The organism is Rhizobium anhuiense (genome assembly GCF_003985145.1).
In the GTDB taxonomy this organism is placed as follows: Bacteria; Pseudomonadota; Alphaproteobacteria; order Rhizobiales; family Rhizobiaceae; genus Rhizobium; species Rhizobium anhuiense.
In genome coordinates this window covers 735215-753910 of sequence record NZ_ML133521.1, presented here as the reverse complement: position 1 = coordinate 753910, position 18696 = coordinate 735215, and the positions used below count along the sequence as shown (strand labels likewise).

Sequence of the window (18696 nt, the reverse complement as noted above, 5' to 3'; positions counted from 1 at the left end):
TCGCTTCGCCTTGTTTTCATTGCGATATCGGCGGTCCGGCTGCATGGTCCTGTTCTCAAGCTTCCTCCCTGTCCCGGCGCCCGGATCGCGCCCCCGGAATGTCCCAGCAAGCTGACGGTTAGCCATGGAAAAAAGCCTCGCCCGCTACATCTGGAAGAACACGCGGCTGCAGCAGCTGTGGATTCTGGCTGTCGTCGCCGCCTCGATGGTGCCCTACTTCCTGTCCTTCGACCTGCCGAAGCAGATCGTCAACGGACCGATCCAGGGTGACGGTTTCGAAGGTCCCGGGGCAAAGCAGACCTTCATGCACATTGCCTACGACATTCCGCTGATCGGCCATGTCGAATTCTTTCAAGGGTTGCAGCTCAACCGCTTCCAGATGCTGATGGCCCTCAGCCTGGTGTTTCTGGCGCTGGTCGTGCTGAACGGCCTCTTCAAGTTCTACATCAACACCTATAAGGGCCGGCTCGGCGAGCGCATGCTGCGCCGTATCCGCTTCGAGCTGATCGACCGGGTGCTGCGTTTTCCGCCCATTCACTTCAAGCGAGTCAAATCGGCCGAAATCGCTACGATGATCAAGGATGAAGTGGAGCCGATGGGCGGCTTCACCGGCGATGCCTTCGTCTCGCCTGCCCTTCTCGGCGGCCAGGCGATCACGGCGCTCGCCTTCATCATCGTCCAGAATTTCTGGCTCGGCATGATCGCCGCCGGCATCGTCGGCGTGCAGGCCGTCGTCATTCCCCGCATGCGCAAGCGTCTGCTGGAGCTCGGCCGCCAGCGGCAGCTGACGGCACGCGAGCTTTCCGGCCGCGTCGGCGAAATCGTCGAGGGCATCGGCACGATCCACGGCAACGACACGTCAAACCTCGAGCGCGCCGACATCGCCTCGCGGCTCGGCCGGATCTTCTCGATCCGCTACGACCTTTACCAGTGGAAGTTCCTGGTGAAGTTCATCAACAACTTCCTCGCCCAGGTGACACCCTTCCTGTTCTACGCGATCGGCGGCTATCTGGCGCTGCAGGGCCGGCTCGACATCGGCCAGCTCGTCGCGGTCATATCGGCCTACAAGGACCTGCCCGGCCCGCTGAAGGAACTGATCGACTGGGACCAGATGCGCCAGGACGTGCAGGTGAAGTACCAGCAGGTCTATGAGCAGTTCAACGTCGAGCCGCTGATCGACAGCCGCATCCAGGAACTCGCCACTGCTCCGGTGGGCGCACTGACGAGCGCGCTCGTCGTTACCAACCTGTCGCTCTCCGACGACAGCGGCGCCCGCCTCGTCGACCACGTCTCCGTCGAGATCAAGCCGAACGAAACGGTGGCGATCGTCGGCCCGAACGGCAGTGGCGCCGAAGCCTTCGCCGAAGCGCTCGGACGCATGGTCTGGCCGGATTCCGGCCGCATCACCATCGACGGCCGCGATCTGCTGGACCTGCCGGAATCGATCACCGGCCGGCGGATCTCCTATGCCTCGGCCGACACCTTCTTCTTCCACGGCACGCTCGCCAGCAATCTGCTCTACGGCCTCAAGCACGCGCCGATGACCGATCCCGTCTATGACGAGAGGGAAGCGCTGGAGTATAAATGGCATTCCGCCGAGGCGGTGAAGGCCGGCAATCCGACGCTCGACCTCAACAGCGACTGGGTGGACTACAAGGCAGCAGGGGCCAGCGGGCCCGAGGACCTGCTGAAAGCGATCCGCCCGGTGCTAGACGCCGTCCTGATCTCGCAGGACATCCTCGATCTGGCGCTGCGTTCGACCGTCAACACCGACGTGCACGTTGCCGTCAGCGACCACGTCGTGGCGCTACGCGCCTCGCTGCGGGACCGGCTGCGCGACGAAGGGCTCGACACGATCGTCGTGCCTTTCGATTTCGACGCCTATAACGCCCAGGCGACGGTTGGCGAGAACCTGCTCTTCGGCACGATGAAGCGGCCTTTGATGACCAATCGCCGGCTTGCCGCCCATCCCTATTTCCAACAGCTATTCCGCGAGACCGGCCTCAGCACCGATCTCTACGCCATGGGCCTCGAAATCGCCGAGAACGCAGTGGAACTCTTCCACGACCTGCCGCCGGACCACCCCTTCTTCCAGCAACTGACCTTCATGACGGCGGACGACATTCCGACCTATCAGGCGCTGCTGCAGAAGCTGCAAAGCCGCCGCTTCGAGGACGCAACGCCTGAGGAACGGTCGGCCATCATCCGGCTGAGCTTTGCCTATATCGAGCCGCGCCACCGCTTCGGCCTGTTGACGGACGAGCTGATGGACAAGATCGTCAGCGCCCGCAAGCAGTTCCACGAGCATATACCGGCCGATCTCGCCGAGTTGATCGAGCGCTACGACGCCGAACGTTTCACCCCGTCGGCAAGCCTGATGGACAATGTGCTCTTCGGCCGCATCGCCTACCAGCAGGCCGATGCCTCCGACCGCATCCGCGGCATCATGGGCGAACTCTTCGACGCGCTCGACCTTTACGACGACGTGCTGTCGATCGGCCTCGAATTCGACGTCGGCTCCGGCGGCAAGCGGCTGACCATGGTGCAGCGGCAGAAGCTGAACCTTGCCCGCGCGCTCCTGAAGCGCTCGGACTATTTCATCTTCAACCGGCCGCTCTCGGCGCTCGACCAGCGCGTTCAGGATCGGATCACCCGTAACATCATCGAGGATCTGCACGAGGAAGGCCAACGGCCGGCGATCATCTGGGTGCTCTCCAATGCCCGGCTGGCGGAGATGTTCGACCGGATCCTGCTCTTCGACCGCGGCGGATTGGCCGAAGCCGGAAACTATCCCGAACTTTCCGAGAAAAACGGGATGTTCAAGGAACTGTTATCGTAATATTCTATAGGAGCGGCGATAATGGGCGTTCCCGGCGGGACGCCTCGGAGTTTGAAGACGCCTGGTCCCGCGGACCCTGCGTTAGGGGGTAAAAACGCTCATGCTGTTGAGAGACGAAGTCGAAATGCTGCGACGGGTGCCGATCTTTTCCAGGATCGCACCAGCAAAGCTCAAGCTTTTGGCCTTCACCTCCGACCGCATGACCTACAAAGCCGGGCAAAACCTCTTCCATCAGGGCGATGTCGGCGACGCTGCCTATGTCATTCTTTCGGGCACCGCCGACATCATCGTCTCCTCACCGGCCGGTGAGATCAAGGTCGCCGACGTCGAGCTCAATTCCATCGTCGGCGAAATCGCCATCCTCTGCGACGTCTCGCGCACGGCAACGGTGCGCGCCACCTCGCCACTCGAGGTGCTGCGCATCAGCAAGGAGCACTTCCTGAAACTGCTCAGCGATTTCCCCGAGATGGCGGTTGAGATCATGCGGGTGCTGGCCGACCGCCTGAACCACACCACGGCGGAACTGACCGCGGCGCGGGCGGCAAAGCAGCCGCAGATGGCGCAGTAAGACGCATTCAGCGTTTCGATTGCAATGCATTCAATAATTGGATTGCGCAGTCCGAAAAAGAAAGCCTGCATGGTTTCCCATGCAAGCCCATGCATTTAAGTCCGCCTATTCGCGCTGTTCCAGCGCCCTGCTGAAGGCGAGTGCCGCCAGCGTGCAGATGGCGCCGGACAGCAGGTAGTAGCCGACGAAGGTCAGGCCGAAGCGGCTGGAGAGGCTGAGCGCCACCAGCGGCGCAAAACCGGCGCCGACCAGCCAGGCGAGATCCGAGGTGAAGGCGGCACCCGTGTAGCGGTAGCCGCGGCCGAAGCGCGACGAGATCGAGCCCGTCGCCTGGCCGAAGGACAGGCCGAGCACGCCGAAGCCGATGATGACGAACGCGTCGTGGCCGCTGTTGCCGGATGCGATCAAAATCGGCCCGACGAAGCTGAAGATGGCGATGATGACGGCGCAGATGGCAAGCTGGGCGCGTCGGCCGATGCGGTCGGCGATCAGGCCCGACGCGATGATGGTGACGATGCCGACCATGGCGCCGACCACCTGCACCACCATGAAGGCACCGATCGGCTGGTTGCCGTAAAGGCTCATCCAGCCGAGCGGGAAGATGGTGACGAGGTGGAACATGGCGAAGCTTGCGAGCGGCACGAAGGCGCCGATCAGGATGTCGCGGCCATGAACACGCAGCACGTCGAGGATGGGTGCTGCTTCCAGCTCATGCTGCTCGAGCAGCGTGCCGAATTCCTTCGTCATCACGAGGCGCAACCGCGCAAACAGCGCCACGACGTTGATCGCGAAGGCGACGAAGAAGGGATAGCGCCAACCCCAGGAGAGAAAATCCTCATTGGAAAGATTGGCAACGAAATAACCGAACAGGGTGCTTGCCAGCGCAAAGCCGATCGGTGCGCCGAGCTGCGGGATCATCGCATACCAGCCGCGATGCTTGGCCGGCGCGTTGAGCGCGAGCAGCGAGGCAAGGCCGTCCCAGGCGCCGCCGAGCGCGAAGCCCTGGCCGAGACGGAAGAGCGCCAGCAGCGCGATCGACCAGACGCCGATCTCCTGGTAACCCGGCAGGAAGGCGATCGAGGCGGTGGAGCCGCCGAGCAGGAAAAGCGCGATCGTCAGCTTGGTGCCGCGGCCGTATAGCCGGTCGATCGTCATGAAGACGACGGAGCCGACGGGGCGGGCCAGGAAGGCGAGCGAGAAGATGGCGAAGGAATAGAGCGTTCCCGTCAGCCTGTCCGGCGCGAAGGGGAAGATCAGCTGTGGAAAAACCAGCACCGAGGCGAGGCCGTAGACGAAGAAATCGAAGAATTCCGACATGCGGCCGATCACCACGCCGACGGCGATGCTGCCCGGCGAAACCGGTTTGTCGTCGTGAATGCGCCGCGCGTCGCGTTCCAGCGACGACGATGACGGTCCGTAATGCGATGTTGTAGCCATGAAAACGCCTCCCTCGTTGAAGCGCTTTCGCCAAGGCGCCTCAGCCTGATCTTGATCAAACCTGCAGGCTTATCAAGTCCGTAACACGTAAATAGTTCGTCATGGCGGCTCAAAATGAGGCTTGGATGGGAAAAATAGCGTGATCGGGACCGCGATTTTCCCATGGGAACGCTGGCATGGCCGGCTGTAGCGGATATATTGGTCGAAACATGCGCTCGCGAAAAATCCTTCTTGATTTCATCAGGATTTCGAAGCTGTAGTGCGACCTGATTTGTACCGCAATGCGGCAAGATTGCTGCACTGCGACCTTCCGCCTCATGTCGCGATCGGGTTCAGTGCTTTAGTCGCGGATCAAATGAAACAACAAGAGCTTAGAGACGTGCCAAAACTCATGAAGTTTTCCCGCCTTCTATCCGTCTTGCCGCTGCTTTTCCTGGCAGGATGCAACATGGTGGTCATGGCGCCTTCCGGCGACATCGCCATGCAACAGCGCGATCTCATCGTCATCTCGACGGTGCTGATGCTGTTGATCATCATCCCGGTGATCTTCCTGACGCTGTTCTTCGCCTGGCGCTACCGCCGCGCCAATACAGCCGCAACTTACGCGCCGGAATGGCACCATTCGACCCGCCTCGAAATCGTGATCTGGGCAGCACCGCTGGCGATCATCATCGCGCTTGGCGCCGTGACCTGGATTTCCACCCATAAGCTCGATCCCTACCGCCCGCTCGACCGCCTCGATGCCGAGCGCCCCATTCCCGCCGATACCAAGCCGCTGACCGTCGAGGTCGTGGCGCTCGACTGGAAGTGGCTGTTCTTCTATCCCGAACTCGGTATTGCCACGGTCAACGAGCTCGCGGCTCCTGTGGACAAGCCGATCAATTTCAAGATCACCGCCTCCTCGGTGATGAACTCCTTCTACATCCCTGCCCTTGCCGGCCAGATCTACGCCATGCCGGGCATGGAGACGAAGCTGCACGCCGTCATCAACAGGGAAGGCGAGTATGACGGCTTCTCTGCCAACTACAGCGGCGCAGGCTTTTCCCACATGCGCTTCAAGTTCCATGGCCTGACCAAAGAGGGATTTGACGCCTGGGTGGCGCAGGTCAAGCAGCAGGGCACGATGCTCAATCGCGACGCCTATCTGAAGCTCGAAAAGCCGAGCGAGAAGGAACCGGTGCATTATTATGCCGGCGCCGATGCCGACCTTTACAACGCCATCCTCAACATGTGCGCCGCGCCGGGCAAGATGTGCATGAACGAGATGATGCACATCGACATGATGGGCGGCGGCGGCAAGGAAAGTGCGGAGAACCACGAGAAGCTGCGCTATGACGATCGTCATGCCGACGAAGGCATCGTGGCGCCGGCGGCCACCGTGCCGGCAACCGGGGCTCCGGCCCGAAGCGAGCCCGAGCGTTCCGACGGCAGCAGCATGCAGCACGATATGCCCGGCATGCCTAGTACGCCCGGGATGGACATGCAGCATCAGGGTCATTCCATGCCCGGCATGAGCAATGGCGCCGATCCGGCGCCGGCGCAGCTCAACAACAACAATTAACCTGGCGCTTTGCGTCGCAAGACATAATGAACGGGTTGTTCCATGTTTTCCAATCCTGACCTCCTGAAGTTCGTCTTCGGCCGGTTGACCCTCGATGCCATCCCCTATCACGAGCCGATCCTGGTCGTGACCTTCATCGGCGTCGTCATCGGCGCCATCGCGGTGCTCGGCCTTATCACCTATTTCAAGTTCTGGGGTCCGCTCTGGCGCGACTGGATCTGCAGCGTCGATCACAAGAAGATCGGCATCATGTATGTGATCCTGGCCGTCATCATGCTGCTGCGCGGCTTCTCCGACGCGATCCTGATGCGCATCCAGCAGGCGATCGCCTTCAACGGTTCGGAGGGTTATCTTCCGCCGCACCATTACGACCAGGTCTTCACCGCCCACGGCGTCATCATGATCTTCTTCGTGGCGATGCCCTTCGTCACCGGTTTGATGAACTTCGTGGTGCCGCTGCAGATCGGCGCGCGCGACGTCTCCTTCCCCTTCCTCAACAACTTCTCTTTCTGGATGACCACCGCCGGCGCGATCATCATCATGCTGTCGCTGTTCATCGGCGAGTTCGCGCAGACCGGCTGGCTCGCCTACCCGCCGCTGTCGGGGGCGGCCTACAGTCCGGGCGTCGGCGTCGACTATTATATCTGGGGGCTGCAGGTGGCCGGCGTCGGAACGACGCTGTCGGGCATCAACCTGATCGCCACCATCGTCAAGATGCGGGCTCCGGGCATGACCTTCATGAAGATGCCGGTCTTCACCTGGACGGCGCTTTGCACCAACGTGCTGATCGTCGCCTCCTTCCCGATCCTGACGGCGACGCTCGCGCTGCTGTCGCTCGACCGCTACGCCGGCACGAACTTCTTTACCAACGACCTCGGCGGCAATCCGATGATGTATATCAACCTCATCTGGATCTGGGGTCATCCGGAGGTCTACATCCTGGTGCTGCCGGCCTTCGGCATCTTCTCGGAAGTCGTCGCCACCTTCTCCGGCAAGCGCCTGTTCGGTTACGCCTCCATGGTCTACGCCACCTGTGTGATCATGATCCTGTCCTACATCGTCTGGCTGCACCACTTCTTCACGATGGGCTCGGGCGCCAGCGTCAACTCCTTCTTCGGCATCACCACGATGATCATTTCGATCCCGACGGGGGCGAAGATGTTCAACTGGCTCTTCACCATGTATCGCGGCCGCATCCGCTATGAGGTGCCGATGCTGTGGACGGTCGGCTTCATGGTCACCTTCGTCATCGGCGGTATGACCGGCGTCATGCTTGCCGTGCCGCCGGCCGATTTCGTGCTGCACAATTCACTGTTCCTGATCGCCCATTTCCACAATGTCATCATCGGCGGCGTTCTCTTCGGCATGTTCGCCGGCGTGAACTACTGGTTCCCGAAGGCCTTCGGTTTCAAGCTCGATCCCTTCTGGGGCAAGCTGAGCTTCTGGTTCTGGCAGATCGGTTTCTGGTTCGCCTTCATGCCGCTCTACGTGCTCGGCCTGATGGGCGTCACCCGCCGGGTCAGCCAGTTCGAGGACCCGTCGCTGCAGATCTGGTTCATCATCGCCGCCTTCGGCGTCGGCCTGGTCGCACTCGGCATCGCCGCCTTCCTGATCCAGATCGTCGTCAGCTTCATGAAGCGCGAGGAATTGCGCGACGACAGCGGCGACCCGTGGGACGGCCGCACGCTGGAATGGTCGACCTCCTCGCCGCCACCGGATTACAACTTCGCCTTCACGCCCGTCGTGCACGATCATGACGGCTGGTACGACATGAAGAACCGCGGTTATGCGCGTCCGCTGCAAGGCTTCCGGCCGATCCACATGCCAAAGAACACCGGCACCGGCGCAATCCTGTCGGGCATCAGCGTCGCGCTTGCCTTCGGCCTGATCTGGTACATGTGGTGGCTGGTGGTCGTCTCCGCCGTCGCCATGCTGGCTGTGGCGATCGGCCATACCTTCAACTACAGACGCGACTTCTACATCCCCGCCGAAGAGGTAACCGAAACGGAAGGCAAGCGCACCGCGCTGCTTGCCGAGCAGGTGTAAGAGACCATGAGCGATCACACCATCGACACGGCCGAAAAGCCTGAATTCTACCTGACGGAAGATCATCATCCGGAGAACAGCACCAATCTCGGTTTCTGGCTCTACCTGATGAGCGACTGCCTGATCTTCGCGGTGCTGTTTGCAACACACGGCGTGCTTGGCCGCAACTATGCCGCCGGCCCGTCGCCGGCCGATCTGTTCGATCTGCCGATCGTTGCCCTCAACACCTCGATGCTGCTGTTCTCCTCGATCACCTATGGCTTCGCCATGTTGCAGATGGAGCGAAACGCCAAGGCGGAAACGCTGTTCTGGCTTGGTGTGACCGGCCTGTTCGGCGCAGCCTTCATCGGGCTCGAACTCTACGAGTTCATCCACCTGATCCATGAGGGAGCCGGGCCGACGCGCAGCGCCTTCCTCTCCTCCTTCTTCACGCTGGTCGGCACGCACGGGCTGCACGTCACCTTCGGCATCATCTGGCTGATCACGCTGATGGTGCAGGTGTCGATGCACGGGTTGATCGAGGCCAACCGCCGCCGCCTGATGTGCCTTTCGATGTTCTGGCACTTCCTCGACGTCGTCTGGATCGGCGTCTTTTCCTTCGTCTACCTGCTGGGAGTTCTCGGATGAGTTCGCAAGCACCTGCACATGAGGATGCCCACGAGGCTCATCACGGCCACAGCCACGGCCATCAGGCCGGCCACGGCACGTTCCGCAGCTATATGGCGGGCTTCGTGCTCTCCGTGATCCTCACCGCCATTCCCTTCTGGCTTGTGATGGCAGGCGTGTTCGAAAGCCCGGCGGTGACGGCGGTGCTGGTGATGGGCCTCGGCGCGATCCAGATCGTCGTCCATATGGTCTTCTTCCTGCACATGAACACCAGGAGCGAGGGCGGCTGGACGATCATGGCGCTGATCTTCACCCTCATCATCGTCGCCATCGCGCTCTCCGGCTCGCTCTGGGTCATGCATCATCTCAACACCAACATGATGCCGATGAGCCCCGAAATGATGAAGAACATGCCGTGACTGCTACGAAGGGGCGGCGGCAGCGTCACCCGCAGGCTCCCTCGGAAAAACGGCGTTATCAGGTAAAACGCGCGGTCTTCGCCGTCTGCCTGATCCTGCTTGCCGCAGCACTCGCGGCACTCGGCACCTGGCAGGTTGAGCGCCTCGCCTGGAAACGCGACCTCATCGCCCGCGTCGACCAGCGTGTGCATGCCGCACCCGTGCCTGCACCGACGCGCGCCGAGTGGAGCAAGGTCAATGCCGCCGATGACGAATATCGGCGGGTGACCGCGGTGGGGATGCTGGCGAACGACAAGGAGACGCTGGTCTATGCCTCCACGATACTCGGTCCGGGTTATTGGGTGATGGCGCCGCTCACACTTGCCGACGGCACATCGATCCTCGTCAATCGCGGTTTCGTGCCGACCGACAGGCGCGACCCGGCCTCGCGCCGCGAGGGCGAACTGTCCGGCCCGGTCGAGATCACCGGGCTGATGCGCATGACGGAGCCGAAGGGATCGCTGCTGCAATCCAACGACGTCGCAGCCGACCGGTGGTATTCACGCGATGTCGCGGCGATCGCTGAAAAGCGCGGCATCAGTGCGGTCGCTCCCTATTTCATCGACGCCGATGCCACGGCCAATCCGGGCGGCCTGCCCGTCGGCGGCCTCACGATCATCGCTTTTCCCAACAACCATCTCCTCTACGCGATCACCTGGTACGGGCTGGCGGCGATGGTGTTGGCATTGCTGGTGTTCATTCTTCGCGGCGAGAAAGCCGCTATGAAGCGATCCGGCTGATCGCCTCGGCGAGTTGCGCTTGCGAAAACGGCTTGCCGAGGCGCGGCAGGTCAACGATGCCTGCCCCTTCGGGGATCTCGGCGTAACCGGTTGCGAGGATGATCGGCATATCGGGCCATTCCTTGCGGATCGCCTGTGCGAGCTGTGCGCCGGTCATGCGCGGCATGGCATGGTCTGAAATTACCAGGTCGACTTTCTGCTTGCGCAGGATCTCCAGCGCCTCGGAACCCGCCATCGCCTCGAACACCGTATGGCCGAGGTCCTCCAGCATCAGCGTCGTGTTCATCAGCACCAGACCATCGTCATCGACGGCAACGATGCGCAGCCGGCGCGGCGCATTGTCCTCGCCTAGCGGCAGGCCGGCAGCGGCCTCGGTCACCCGCTCGACAGTGACGACCGGGAACCACATTTCGGCCGTCGTGCCTTCGCCGAGGCTGCTCTTCAGCATGAGGCGGCCGCCGGACTGGGACGCAAGGCCCTGCACCATGGAAAGGCCGAGGCCGGTGCCCTTGCCGACACCCTTGGTGGTGAAGAACGGAGTAATTGCCTGCTCCATCGTCTTTGCATCCATGCCCTCGCCTTCATCGATCACCGCGATGCGGACATAGCGGCCGGGCGGCAGCGGACCCTTGCCCGCCGGCACCGATTCCTCGGACGCGCGAAGCACGATCCGGCCCCCGGACGGCATGGCATCGCGGGCGTTGACAACGAGGTTCAGGATCGCCATCTCGAGCTGGTTCGGATCGGTCAGGATCGTCGGCAGCCTGACCGGGAAAGAGGTTTCGATCACGGTCAGTGGTCCGAGCGAACGGCTCAGCATATCCATCATGCCGCGGACCAGGCCGGAAACGTCGATCGGCTCCATCAGCAGTTCCTGCCGGCGGGAAAAGGCCAGCATGCGCTGCGTCAAGGCAGCACCCCGCTGAGCACCCTGCATGGCATTGTCGACCAACGACGTCAGGGAGAGATCCTGCGGCATGCGCTTCTTGAGGATTTCGAGACTGCCGAGTACAGCCATCAGCAGATTGTTGAAATCATGGGCGATACCGCCGGTCAATTGACCGATGGCTTCCATCTTCTGCGATTGGAAGAGCTCTTCGCGCGCCTGCTCCAGTGCCCGCTGGGTCTCCATCTTCTCGGTGATATCGCGGGTGATCTTGGCGAAACCGAGCACACCGCCTTCGTCGTCGCGGATGACGTCGATGACGACGCTCGCCCAAAAACGGGTGCCGTCCTTGCGCATGCGCCAGCCTTCCCGCTCGAACCGGCCCTCGGCGCGCGCAATGGCGAGAGCGGCCTCCGGCACGCCGGTGGCGCGATCCTCGGGGGTGTAGAAGGTCGAGAAATGCCGGCCGATGATTTCATCAGGCCGATAGCCCTTGATACGCTCGGCGCCGAAATTCCAGCTGCTGACGTTGCCGTTGGGATCGAGCATGTAGATCGCATAGTCCGAGACGCCCTGGATCAGCCGGCGGAACTGTTCCTCGCTCTGACGGATCGCCTTTTCGGCCGCCCTGCGTTCAGTCAAGTCACGAGTGATCTTGGCATAGCCGATGAGCTCGCCTGAGGGGCGGCGGATCGGATCGATGATCACATGCGCCCAGAAGCGGCTGCCATCCTTGCGCTGGCGCCAGCCTTCCCCCTCGAACCGGCCGTGTTCCGCCGCCGTGGCGAGAGCCCTCGCCGGAACTCCCGCTGCGCGGTCCTCTTCCAGATAGAAACGGGAGAAATGCTCGCCGAGAATTTCGGAAGGCTTGTAACCCTTGAAGCGCTGAGCGCCGGTATTCCAGCTGGTGATGATGCCTTCAGGGCTCAGCATATAGATGGCGTAGTCGGTGATGGCATCGACCAGAAGGCGAAAGCGTCCCTCCTCGTTGAGAGACGTATCATGTCGATTCAGCGCTTCCATCGGCCCCTCTTAACCACCAGCGCATTATAACGCAGCGGCGGGCGGATGGTTCCGAAACAGCCTCGAATTTCAGACGGCCTTGACCTGCGGGTAGAACCGCTCACCGACGCGCTCGGCAGCCGCATAGGCCTGCGAGACGATCTCCGGCACGAGATCGATATCGGGCAGGCTGCCAAGGCCGAGCGGGCCGACGGCAAAGAGCCCGGCGACCGTCGAACCGTCCTCGAGGAAGGGCTCGCCACGCGCATTGACCGCCAACCCCAGCGACAGCTCATCCGGCATGGCGAGGCCGGCCGAAAGCAGGCTCTGCATCAGCGGCGCGGAAAGATCCGGCGCCTGACAGCGGCAGTCAATGATGCGCTCGGCATGGATGACTTCCTCGGCAGCGGAACCGGCCGGCGTGAAGAACAGGCCGCTCAGGCCCCGGCGACCAGCGCGGCCGCGGCGCAGCACCGTGCGACCCTCGGCGAGCTCGCGTTTCAGCCGCAGGTGCATGGCCTCCGGCAGGCGGTTGCGATGGCTGTCGTAGATCGCCCTGAGGTGCCGGTTGAACTGATGTTTGTCCCGCGCCGGCAGCGAGCGCCAAAGCGAGCGGGCGTGTTTCCTGAGGCCGTTCATCACCGATTGCCAACTCCGGCCCTCCTCCTCCGCCTCGCGACAGGCCTGGCGGATGAAGTGGACGATGTCAGGCAGGCTCTGCGGCAGCGCTTCGGCCGGGAAGACCGGATCGGCGGAATTCGGCGTATGGCTCTGGGGCAGAAAGCCGTGCCGGGAAATGATCGTCACCTGGCCGGCATAACCGGAATCGCGCAGCTGCAGCAGCTGGTCGACGACGCGGATGCCGCTGCCGAGCAGCACGGCATGCGGCCGCGCCACCAGGCGCTGGGCTCTGACCGGCGAAGCCTCCTGCTCGCCGGCATCCGGCGCAGTCAGGCCGTAGCCGGTGGCAAGCATCACGGTATCGAACAGCGGATTGGCGGGATTGGCGCTTTCTAGCAGGAAGCGGTTGCCGTGGCTCCTTCGGATCGCCACGACCGGATCGTTGCAGACCTGGACGGTGATGTCCCTGCGGGCGGCCAGCGCCTCCGAAAAGCGCTGGTAGACATAATCGCTGAAAATTTCCTTCGGCACGAAGATCTGCCGGAATCCGGGGATGGCCGCCGGCACGGCGGCGCGGAAGGCGGCGTTGCTGCAGAGCCAGTCGTTGAAATCGTCATTATCGCCGAGCGAAACCGAAAGATCGCGCACGCGGGTGTTGAGGATCGTCGACGAGCGGGCTGAAGCCAGCGCCTGCCCGCCGCTGACCGACGAATTCGGATCAAACAGCTGCAGATGGAAGGGCGCGCGCACCGTCTTCATCAGCGCGATCGCCGTCATCATGCCGGAAAAGCCGCGCCCGACGATGGCGATGCGCGGCACGGCCGAAATCTGCGCCGCCGCATTGGCTCTCGCCGAAAAAAGTCCCTGAACCGTCATCGCAACTCCTTTGCGGCTTCATCCGCACTATGGGTCGATCGAGGTTTCAACGCATAAAACAGCGGATCATGCGTTGATGAGGTTCATGCGGCCATTCGCAACATCTGCCGCGGCATCGGCGGTCCGAACCAGCGGCCCCGCAAGGAAACTAGGGGAGCAATCACGCTCGTCCATAGTCTATTAAACTAGTAGTGTATGAAAGCGCTAAATGGCGCATGTGGCAAGAGCTTTATTGCCACATCGTTTCAATCCATTGAAATATAAAGATAATTTACAGATATTTCGGATAAAGTCCGGCCGGGCCGCCCCTCTTCAGCTGCCCTCGCCCGGATATTGTTTGGCCTTCAGCAGGTTTGCCAGATGCACCGTGTTGCGCGCCAGCATCTCGACTGATGTCGCCACGACCTTCGGCACCTTGTCGAGATCGACGAAATTGGTGGAACTCATGGCCTCGCCGACCCAATAGGCGACCGCATTCGCGGGGATGGTGAAACCGACGTCGTTCAGCGCCTGGAAGAGCTCGGCCGACACGTGATGGGCGCCGTCCTCGTTGCCGACGACGGCGACGGCCGCGACCCGGCCATAGGAGACCATACGGCCCTGATCGTCCGTCTCATCGAGGAAGGCGTCCATGCGCTCCAGCGCCCGCTTGCAGACACTGGATGGCTGGCCGAGCCAGATCGGCGTCGCCATCACCAGGATGTCGGCGGAGAGCAGCTTTGCGCGAATATCAGGCCAGTCATCGCCGGCGCCTTCGTCCGAAGTGACGCCCGGCTTGATGTTGAAATCGGCAAGGCGCAGCACCTCGGTCACGCCACCGTGCGCGGACATTGCCTTGTCGATCAGGCCGATCATCCGGTCGGTCGAGGACGCCTCCTTGGCGTCGCTGGTCTTAAGCGTGGCATTGAGGGCGAGAGCTTTGAGCGGCATGGGTCTCTCCGGTAAAGGCTGGCTGTCGGGCATTCGCCTGCTGCAACCTGTTCGCGTGCAGATTGTTCCCGCCGGGGTGGCGAGGCGACCTCACGTAAAAATAACCAACTGGTGAATTCTTTACTTGAACCCCCAAATGGAATCGGCAAAAGTGAAGATGCTATCAATCCCTTCATGGATTTGCCGTCTTTTCGGGCCAGCGTCCGACCACACATCTATTGGAAAAAATACCGTGAGCAGCGATGCGTTAACACGCGCGACGAAGCCTTCGGCTTCGATGGCGCTTGCAACTGCGGCAGGCTGGGGCCGAGGCCTCTACACATTGGTGCGCATCACCATGATGGCCTTCCGCCACCCCTGGCAATCCGGCTTTGCGATCGGCGCCACGCTCGTCGCCTCCACCTTCCAGCTGATGATCCCGCGCCTTCTCGGCCAGGCCGTCGACCACACGCAGATGGCGATGACCGGCGGAGCGGCAGGCCAGGTGGCGCAGGACGCGCTTCTGACCACGGCGCTGCTGCTGCTCGGGGCCAGCGTGCTGCGCGGCCTCTTCACCATGGTCCAGAACTATTACAGCGAATCGGTCGGCCATCACATCGGCTACGAGTTGCGGCTGGCCTGCTACGAAAAGATCCAGCGGCTCTCCTTCAGCTTTCATGACACCGTGCATTCCGGCGACCTGATCACCGTCGGCCTGCTCGATCTCGAAGGCGTGCGCATGTATTTTTCCACCGCGCTCGTCCGGATGATCCTGCTGTCGATCCTGATCGGAATCGGCGCCTATATGCTCCTGTCGACCGATATCGTCCTTGGCCTGCTGGCGCTCTCCTTCGTGCCCTTCGTCGGCTGGCGCTCCTCGGTGACGCAGCTCAGGCTGCGCGCCACCTGGCTCGACCTGCAGGAGCGGCTGTCGGTGCTGACCCGCATCATGGAGGAGAATCTTGGCGGCATCCGCGTCGTGCGCGCCTTTGCCGCACAGGATCACGAAATGTCGAAATTCGAGGCGGCGTCGAAGAATGCGCTGGCCCTCGCGCATCAGCGCGTCGGCATCCGCGTCACCAATACCAGCGCCATGACCTTCTCCTTCTTCGCGGCGATGGGCCTGGTGCTCTGGGTCGGCGGCGGCAAGGTGATGTCGGGCGAGATCACCGTCGGCACGCTGGCCTCGTTCCTGACTTTCATGACCATCCTGCAGATGCCGGTGCGCCAGCTCGGCCTGATGGTCAACGCCTTTGCCCGCGCCTCCACCTGCGGCACGCGCCTCTTTGCCCTGCTCGACCTCGACATATCAATCAAGGATGCGCCGGATGCGAAGGAATTGAAGCTCACCGATGGCGTGCTGCGCTTCGAGAATGTCAGCTTCGCCTATCCGGGTTCGGAAAAGCGCACCGTGCTCCACGATGTCTCCTTCGAAGCCAGGCGCGGCCAGACGATCGGCATCGTCGGGCCTCCGGGCAGCGGCAAGTCGACGATCGCCCATCTCATCCCGCGCTTCTACGACGTCACCGGCGGCAAGATCACCATCGACGGCCAGGACATCCGCAAGGCGACGCTGCAATCGCTGCGCCGGGCGGTGGCCGTCGTGCAGCAGGATTCCTTCCTGTTCACCACGACGATCGAAAACAATATCGCCTATGGCGACCCGTGGGCGAAGGAAGGCCGCATCGAGCGCGCCAGCGAAAGCGCCCAGCTCCACAATTACGTGCTCGGCCTGCCCACCGGTTACGGCACCGTCGTCGGCGAGCGTGGCGTTTCGCTGTCCGGCGGCCAGCGGCAACGTCTTTCGATCGCCCGCGCGCTGATGCTGAAACCGGCGGTGATGGTGTTCGACGATTCGACGGCGGCAATCGATGCGGCCACCGAGCAGCGCATCCGCGGTGCCATGCGCCGCTATGCCGCTGACCGCGTAACGATCATCGTTGCCCACCGCCTGAGCTCGCTGATGCATGCCGACCAGATCCTGTTCGTCGAAGACGGCCGGATCGTCGAGCGCGGCACGCATGCGGCGCTGCTTTCGCTCGGCGGGCGCTACAAGGCGCTCTACGACCTTCAGGTGCGGCCGGGCGACGAGGCGATGAGTGCCTAGCAACGGAGACGTTCCCCACTGCTGCCAAGTGGAGAGGAATGTGTAGTGACTATGCAGGCCACCGGAAGTGATGGCCGCGGGAGGAATGTCATGGCCGAGGAACTGGAAACCGAGCGTCCCGACGTTCGCGAGGATGGACGCCGCCCGCCGCGGGCGGTGGTCGGTTCGCATCGCGTCGAGGAGGAGATGTTCGGCAAGGCCTTCGACGGCAACATCGTCAAGCGCATCTGGGTTTTCGTTCACCCCTATCGCCGTCAGGTCCTCTGGTCCGTCGTCGCCGTTCTGACCTTCACGATGATGCAGCTCATCATCCCGCTGATCATCCGCTATGCCATCGACCATGGCATGTCGCCCGGCGGCAACCATTCTGCGTTGGCCTGGTCGATTGCCGCCTTCACTATTGCCATCGTCATCAACTATGCGGCGAGCTACGCGCAGGAGACGCTGGTCGGCGGCGTGGCGGAAGAGGTGCTCTTCGATATCCGCAAGGCAATGTTTTCGCATCTCCAGCGCGTCTCGCTCTCCTTCATGGACAAGACCGAAGTGGGCCGGCTGATGTCGCGCCTGCAGGGCGACGTAAACTCCATGCAGGAATTCCTCGAAACCTCGGTGCTTTCCGTCGGCGACATCGTGCTGCTCTTCGGCATCGTATTCGTGATGCTCTATCTCGATTTCAAGCTGGGACTGCTGACGCTCTCGGTGCTGCCGGTGCTGTTCATCGTCCGGCTGTTCTGGCTGCCGCTCGCCCGCAAATCTTTCATGGCCGCGCACGAGACCAATTCGGTTGCTGCCGGCGCACTCGCCGAAGCGATCCACGGCGTGCGCGCCGTCCAGAGCATGGACAGGCAGGGCGTCAACTTCACGCTCTATGACGACAAGGCGCATGCCAACCTCAAGACGCATCTGACAGCGGCGCGTTATGCGCAGGTGATGGTGCCGATCGTCGACAGCTTGACCGGCGTGGCGATGGCGCTCGTCATCGTCGTCGGCGGCGCCCGCGTGCTCAACCAGGCGCTCGATGTCGGCGTGCTCATCGCCTTCCTGTTCTATATCCAGCGCTTCTTCGACCCGATCCGTTCGCTGACCCTGCAATATTCGGTGATGCAGCGCGCCATGGCGTCAGGCCAGCGGCTGACCGAAGTGCTCGACGTGCCTGTCGACATCAAGGATGCGCCTGGTGCCACGGCGCTGTCGCGCGACATGGACGGCTCGGTCGAATTCAAGGACGTCGTCTTCGGCTACAATCCGAAACATCCGGTGCTCAAGCATGTCAGTTTCAAGGTCAATCCCGGCGAGACGGTGGCGCTGGTCGGGCCGACCGGGTCCGGCAAATCGAGCTGCATGTCGCTGATCCATCGCTTTTACGATGTGCAGCAGGGCCAGGTGCTGGTCGGCGGCCATGATGTGCGTGATCTGACCCAGGATTCGCTCGGGGCGCAGATCGCCATGGTGCTGCAGGAGCCCTTCCTCTTCACCGGCACTGTTTTCGAAAACATCCGCTACCACAAGCTGGGGGCGACGCGTGGAGAGGTGATCGAGGCGGCGAAGGCCGTCGGCGCGCACGACTTCATCATGCGACTGGCCGATGGTTACGACAGCGTTCTCGGTGAGCGCGGCGGCAATCTTTCGCTCGGTCAGCGCCAGCTTTTGAGCTTTGCCCGCGCCCTGGTGGCGGACGCGAAGATCCTCGTGCTCGACGAAGCAACGGCCAATATCGACAGTTATACCGAGATGCTGATCCAGAAGGCGCTGGTGAAGCTGCTCGAAAACCGCACCGGCCTGGTCATCGCCCACCGGCTGGCGACGATCCGCGAGGCGGACCGCATCATCGTGCTGCAGAACGGCGAAATCATCGAAAACGGCGACCACCGCCAGCTGATGAAGAACGGCAAGCTCTATTCCAAGCTCTATAATCTCAACTACGCCTCCTTCGACGACATTCCCGAAGACGTGCTGGAAGAGACGACAGCGGCGCAATCGGCGACCTGACTCGGGCAGCATGCATTAATGCCTGTTGCAAAGTTTGAACGAACAAACGCC

General features: G+C 62.2%; 13 protein-coding genes. 9 read left to right on the top strand and 4 right to left on the bottom strand.

The window, feature by feature from the left end:
* Nucleotides 1-124 precede the first annotated feature (124 nt).
* Both EEQ99_RS03695 and EEQ99_RS03690 read left to right on the top strand, forming a co-directional pair.
* Complete coding sequence (locus EEQ99_RS03695) at nucleotides 125-2839, top strand: ABC transporter ATP-binding protein (RefSeq protein WP_028755860.1); 2715 nt, start codon at nucleotides 125-127, stop codon at nucleotides 2837-2839.
* A 100-nt stretch (nucleotides 2840-2939) separates the two neighbouring features.
* Nucleotides 2940-3407 (top strand): cyclic nucleotide-binding domain-containing protein, encoded by a 468-nt coding sequence (locus tag EEQ99_RS03690; protein ID WP_003563501.1) that lies wholly within the window; start codon nucleotides 2940-2942, stop codon nucleotides 3405-3407.
* A 105-nt stretch (nucleotides 3408-3512) separates the two neighbouring features.
* Here EEQ99_RS03690 and EEQ99_RS03685 read toward each other — a convergent pair whose 3' ends face one another.
* Entirely contained in the window at nucleotides 3513-4844 is a 1332-nt protein-coding gene (locus EEQ99_RS03685) for an MFS transporter (protein ID WP_028755859.1), read from the bottom strand.
* A 379-nt stretch (nucleotides 4845-5223) separates the two neighbouring features.
* Between EEQ99_RS03685 and cyoA the strand changes: the two genes are divergently transcribed.
* From cyoA to EEQ99_RS03660, 5 genes are read left to right on the top strand one after another with little or no spacing between them, the layout of a single operon-like run.
* Nucleotides 5224-6405 carry a ubiquinol oxidase subunit II gene (gene cyoA / locus EEQ99_RS03680; protein WP_028755858.1) on the top strand — a complete coding sequence of 394 codons (1182 nt, stop codon included), beginning with the start codon at nucleotides 5224-5226 and terminating at the stop codon, nucleotides 6403-6405.
* A gap of 42 nt (nucleotides 6406-6447) precedes the next feature.
* Nucleotides 6448-8451 carry a cytochrome o ubiquinol oxidase subunit I gene (gene cyoB / locus EEQ99_RS03675; protein ID WP_028758834.1) on the top strand — a complete coding sequence of 668 codons (2004 nt, stop codon included), beginning with the start codon at nucleotides 6448-6450 and terminating at the stop codon, nucleotides 8449-8451.
* 6 nt (nucleotides 8452-8457) lie between these two features.
* Nucleotides 8458-9078 carry a cytochrome o ubiquinol oxidase subunit III gene (cyoC, locus tag EEQ99_RS03670; RefSeq protein ID WP_028756183.1) on the top strand — a complete coding sequence of 207 codons (621 nt, stop codon included), beginning with the start codon at nucleotides 8458-8460 and terminating at the stop codon, nucleotides 9076-9078.
* Nucleotides 9075-9476 carry a cytochrome o ubiquinol oxidase subunit IV gene (gene cyoD, locus EEQ99_RS03665; protein ID WP_028756182.1) on the top strand — a complete coding sequence of 134 codons (402 nt, stop codon included), beginning with the start codon at nucleotides 9075-9077 and terminating at the stop codon, nucleotides 9474-9476. Before cyoC ends, cyoD begins: the two co-directional genes overlap by 4 nt.
* Nucleotides 9473-10255 (top strand): SURF1 family protein, encoded by a 783-nt coding sequence (locus tag EEQ99_RS03660; RefSeq protein WP_097543510.1) that lies wholly within the window; start codon nucleotides 9473-9475, stop codon nucleotides 10253-10255. The genes cyoD and EEQ99_RS03660 overlap by 4 nt, the downstream gene beginning before the upstream one ends.
* Here EEQ99_RS03660 and EEQ99_RS03655 read toward each other — a convergent pair.
* From EEQ99_RS03655 to EEQ99_RS03645, 3 genes are all read right to left on the bottom strand, one after another.
* Complete coding sequence (locus EEQ99_RS03655; RefSeq protein WP_028756180.1) at nucleotides 10236-12164, bottom strand: hybrid sensor histidine kinase/response regulator; 1929 nt, start codon at nucleotides 12162-12164, stop codon at nucleotides 10236-10238. The genes EEQ99_RS03660 and EEQ99_RS03655 overlap by 20 nt on opposite strands.
* 69 nt (nucleotides 12165-12233) lie before the next feature.
* Nucleotides 12234-13640, bottom strand: a complete 1407-nt coding sequence (locus tag EEQ99_RS03650; RefSeq protein ID WP_028756179.1) for an FAD/NAD(P)-binding protein — start codon at nucleotides 13638-13640, stop codon at nucleotides 12234-12236.
* Nucleotides 13641-13952: 312 nt separating this feature from the next.
* Complete coding sequence (locus EEQ99_RS03645) at nucleotides 13953-14570, bottom strand: flavodoxin family protein (RefSeq protein WP_028756178.1); 618 nt, start codon at nucleotides 14568-14570, stop codon at nucleotides 13953-13955.
* Nucleotides 14571-14694: 124 nt separating this feature from the next.
* On the opposite strand from EEQ99_RS03645, the gene EEQ99_RS03640 reads away from it, so the two are divergent.
* A complete protein-coding gene (locus tag EEQ99_RS03640) occupies nucleotides 14695-16656 on the top strand; it encodes an ABC transporter ATP-binding protein (protein ID WP_028756177.1) in 1962 nt (653 codons plus the stop codon).
* Between the two features lie 90 nt (nucleotides 16657-16746).
* Nucleotides 16747-18645 carry an ABC transporter ATP-binding protein gene (locus tag EEQ99_RS03635; protein ID WP_097543512.1) on the top strand — a complete coding sequence of 633 codons (1899 nt, stop codon included), beginning with the start codon at nucleotides 16747-16749 and terminating at the stop codon, nucleotides 18643-18645.
* Nucleotides 18646-18696 lie beyond the last annotated feature (51 nt).

What these genes read in the sequence shown, in the direction of transcription:
- EEQ99_RS03695 (WP_028755860.1), top strand. Translation starts at nt 125, where the DNA reads ATGGAAAAAAGCCTCGCCCGCTACATCTGGAAGAACACGCGGCTGCAG.
- EEQ99_RS03690 (WP_003563501.1), top strand. Translation starts at nt 2,940, where the DNA reads ATGCTGTTGAGAGACGAAGTCGAAATGCTGCGACGGGTGCCGATCTTT.
- EEQ99_RS03685 (WP_028755859.1), bottom strand. Translation starts at nt 4,844, where the DNA reads ATGGCTACAACATCGCATTACGGACCGTCATCGTCGTCGCTGGAACGC.
- cyoB (WP_028758834.1), top strand. Translation starts at nt 6,448, where the DNA reads ATGTTTTCCAATCCTGACCTCCTGAAGTTCGTCTTCGGCCGGTTGACC.
- cyoC (WP_028756183.1), top strand. Translation starts at nt 8,458, where the DNA reads ATGAGCGATCACACCATCGACACGGCCGAAAAGCCTGAATTCTACCTG.
- cyoD (WP_028756182.1), top strand. Translation starts at nt 9,075, where the DNA reads ATGAGTTCGCAAGCACCTGCACATGAGGATGCCCACGAGGCTCATCAC.
- EEQ99_RS03655 (WP_028756180.1), bottom strand. Translation starts at nt 12,164, where the DNA reads ATGGAAGCGCTGAATCGACATGATACGTCTCTCAACGAGGAGGGACGC.
- EEQ99_RS03650 (WP_028756179.1), bottom strand. Translation starts at nt 13,640, where the DNA reads ATGACGGTTCAGGGACTTTTTTCGGCGAGAGCCAATGCGGCGGCGCAG.
- EEQ99_RS03645 (WP_028756178.1), bottom strand. Translation starts at nt 14,570, where the DNA reads ATGCCGCTCAAAGCTCTCGCCCTCAATGCCACGCTTAAGACCAGCGAC.
- EEQ99_RS03635 (WP_097543512.1), top strand. Translation starts at nt 16,747, where the DNA reads ATGGCCGAGGAACTGGAAACCGAGCGTCCCGACGTTCGCGAGGATGGA.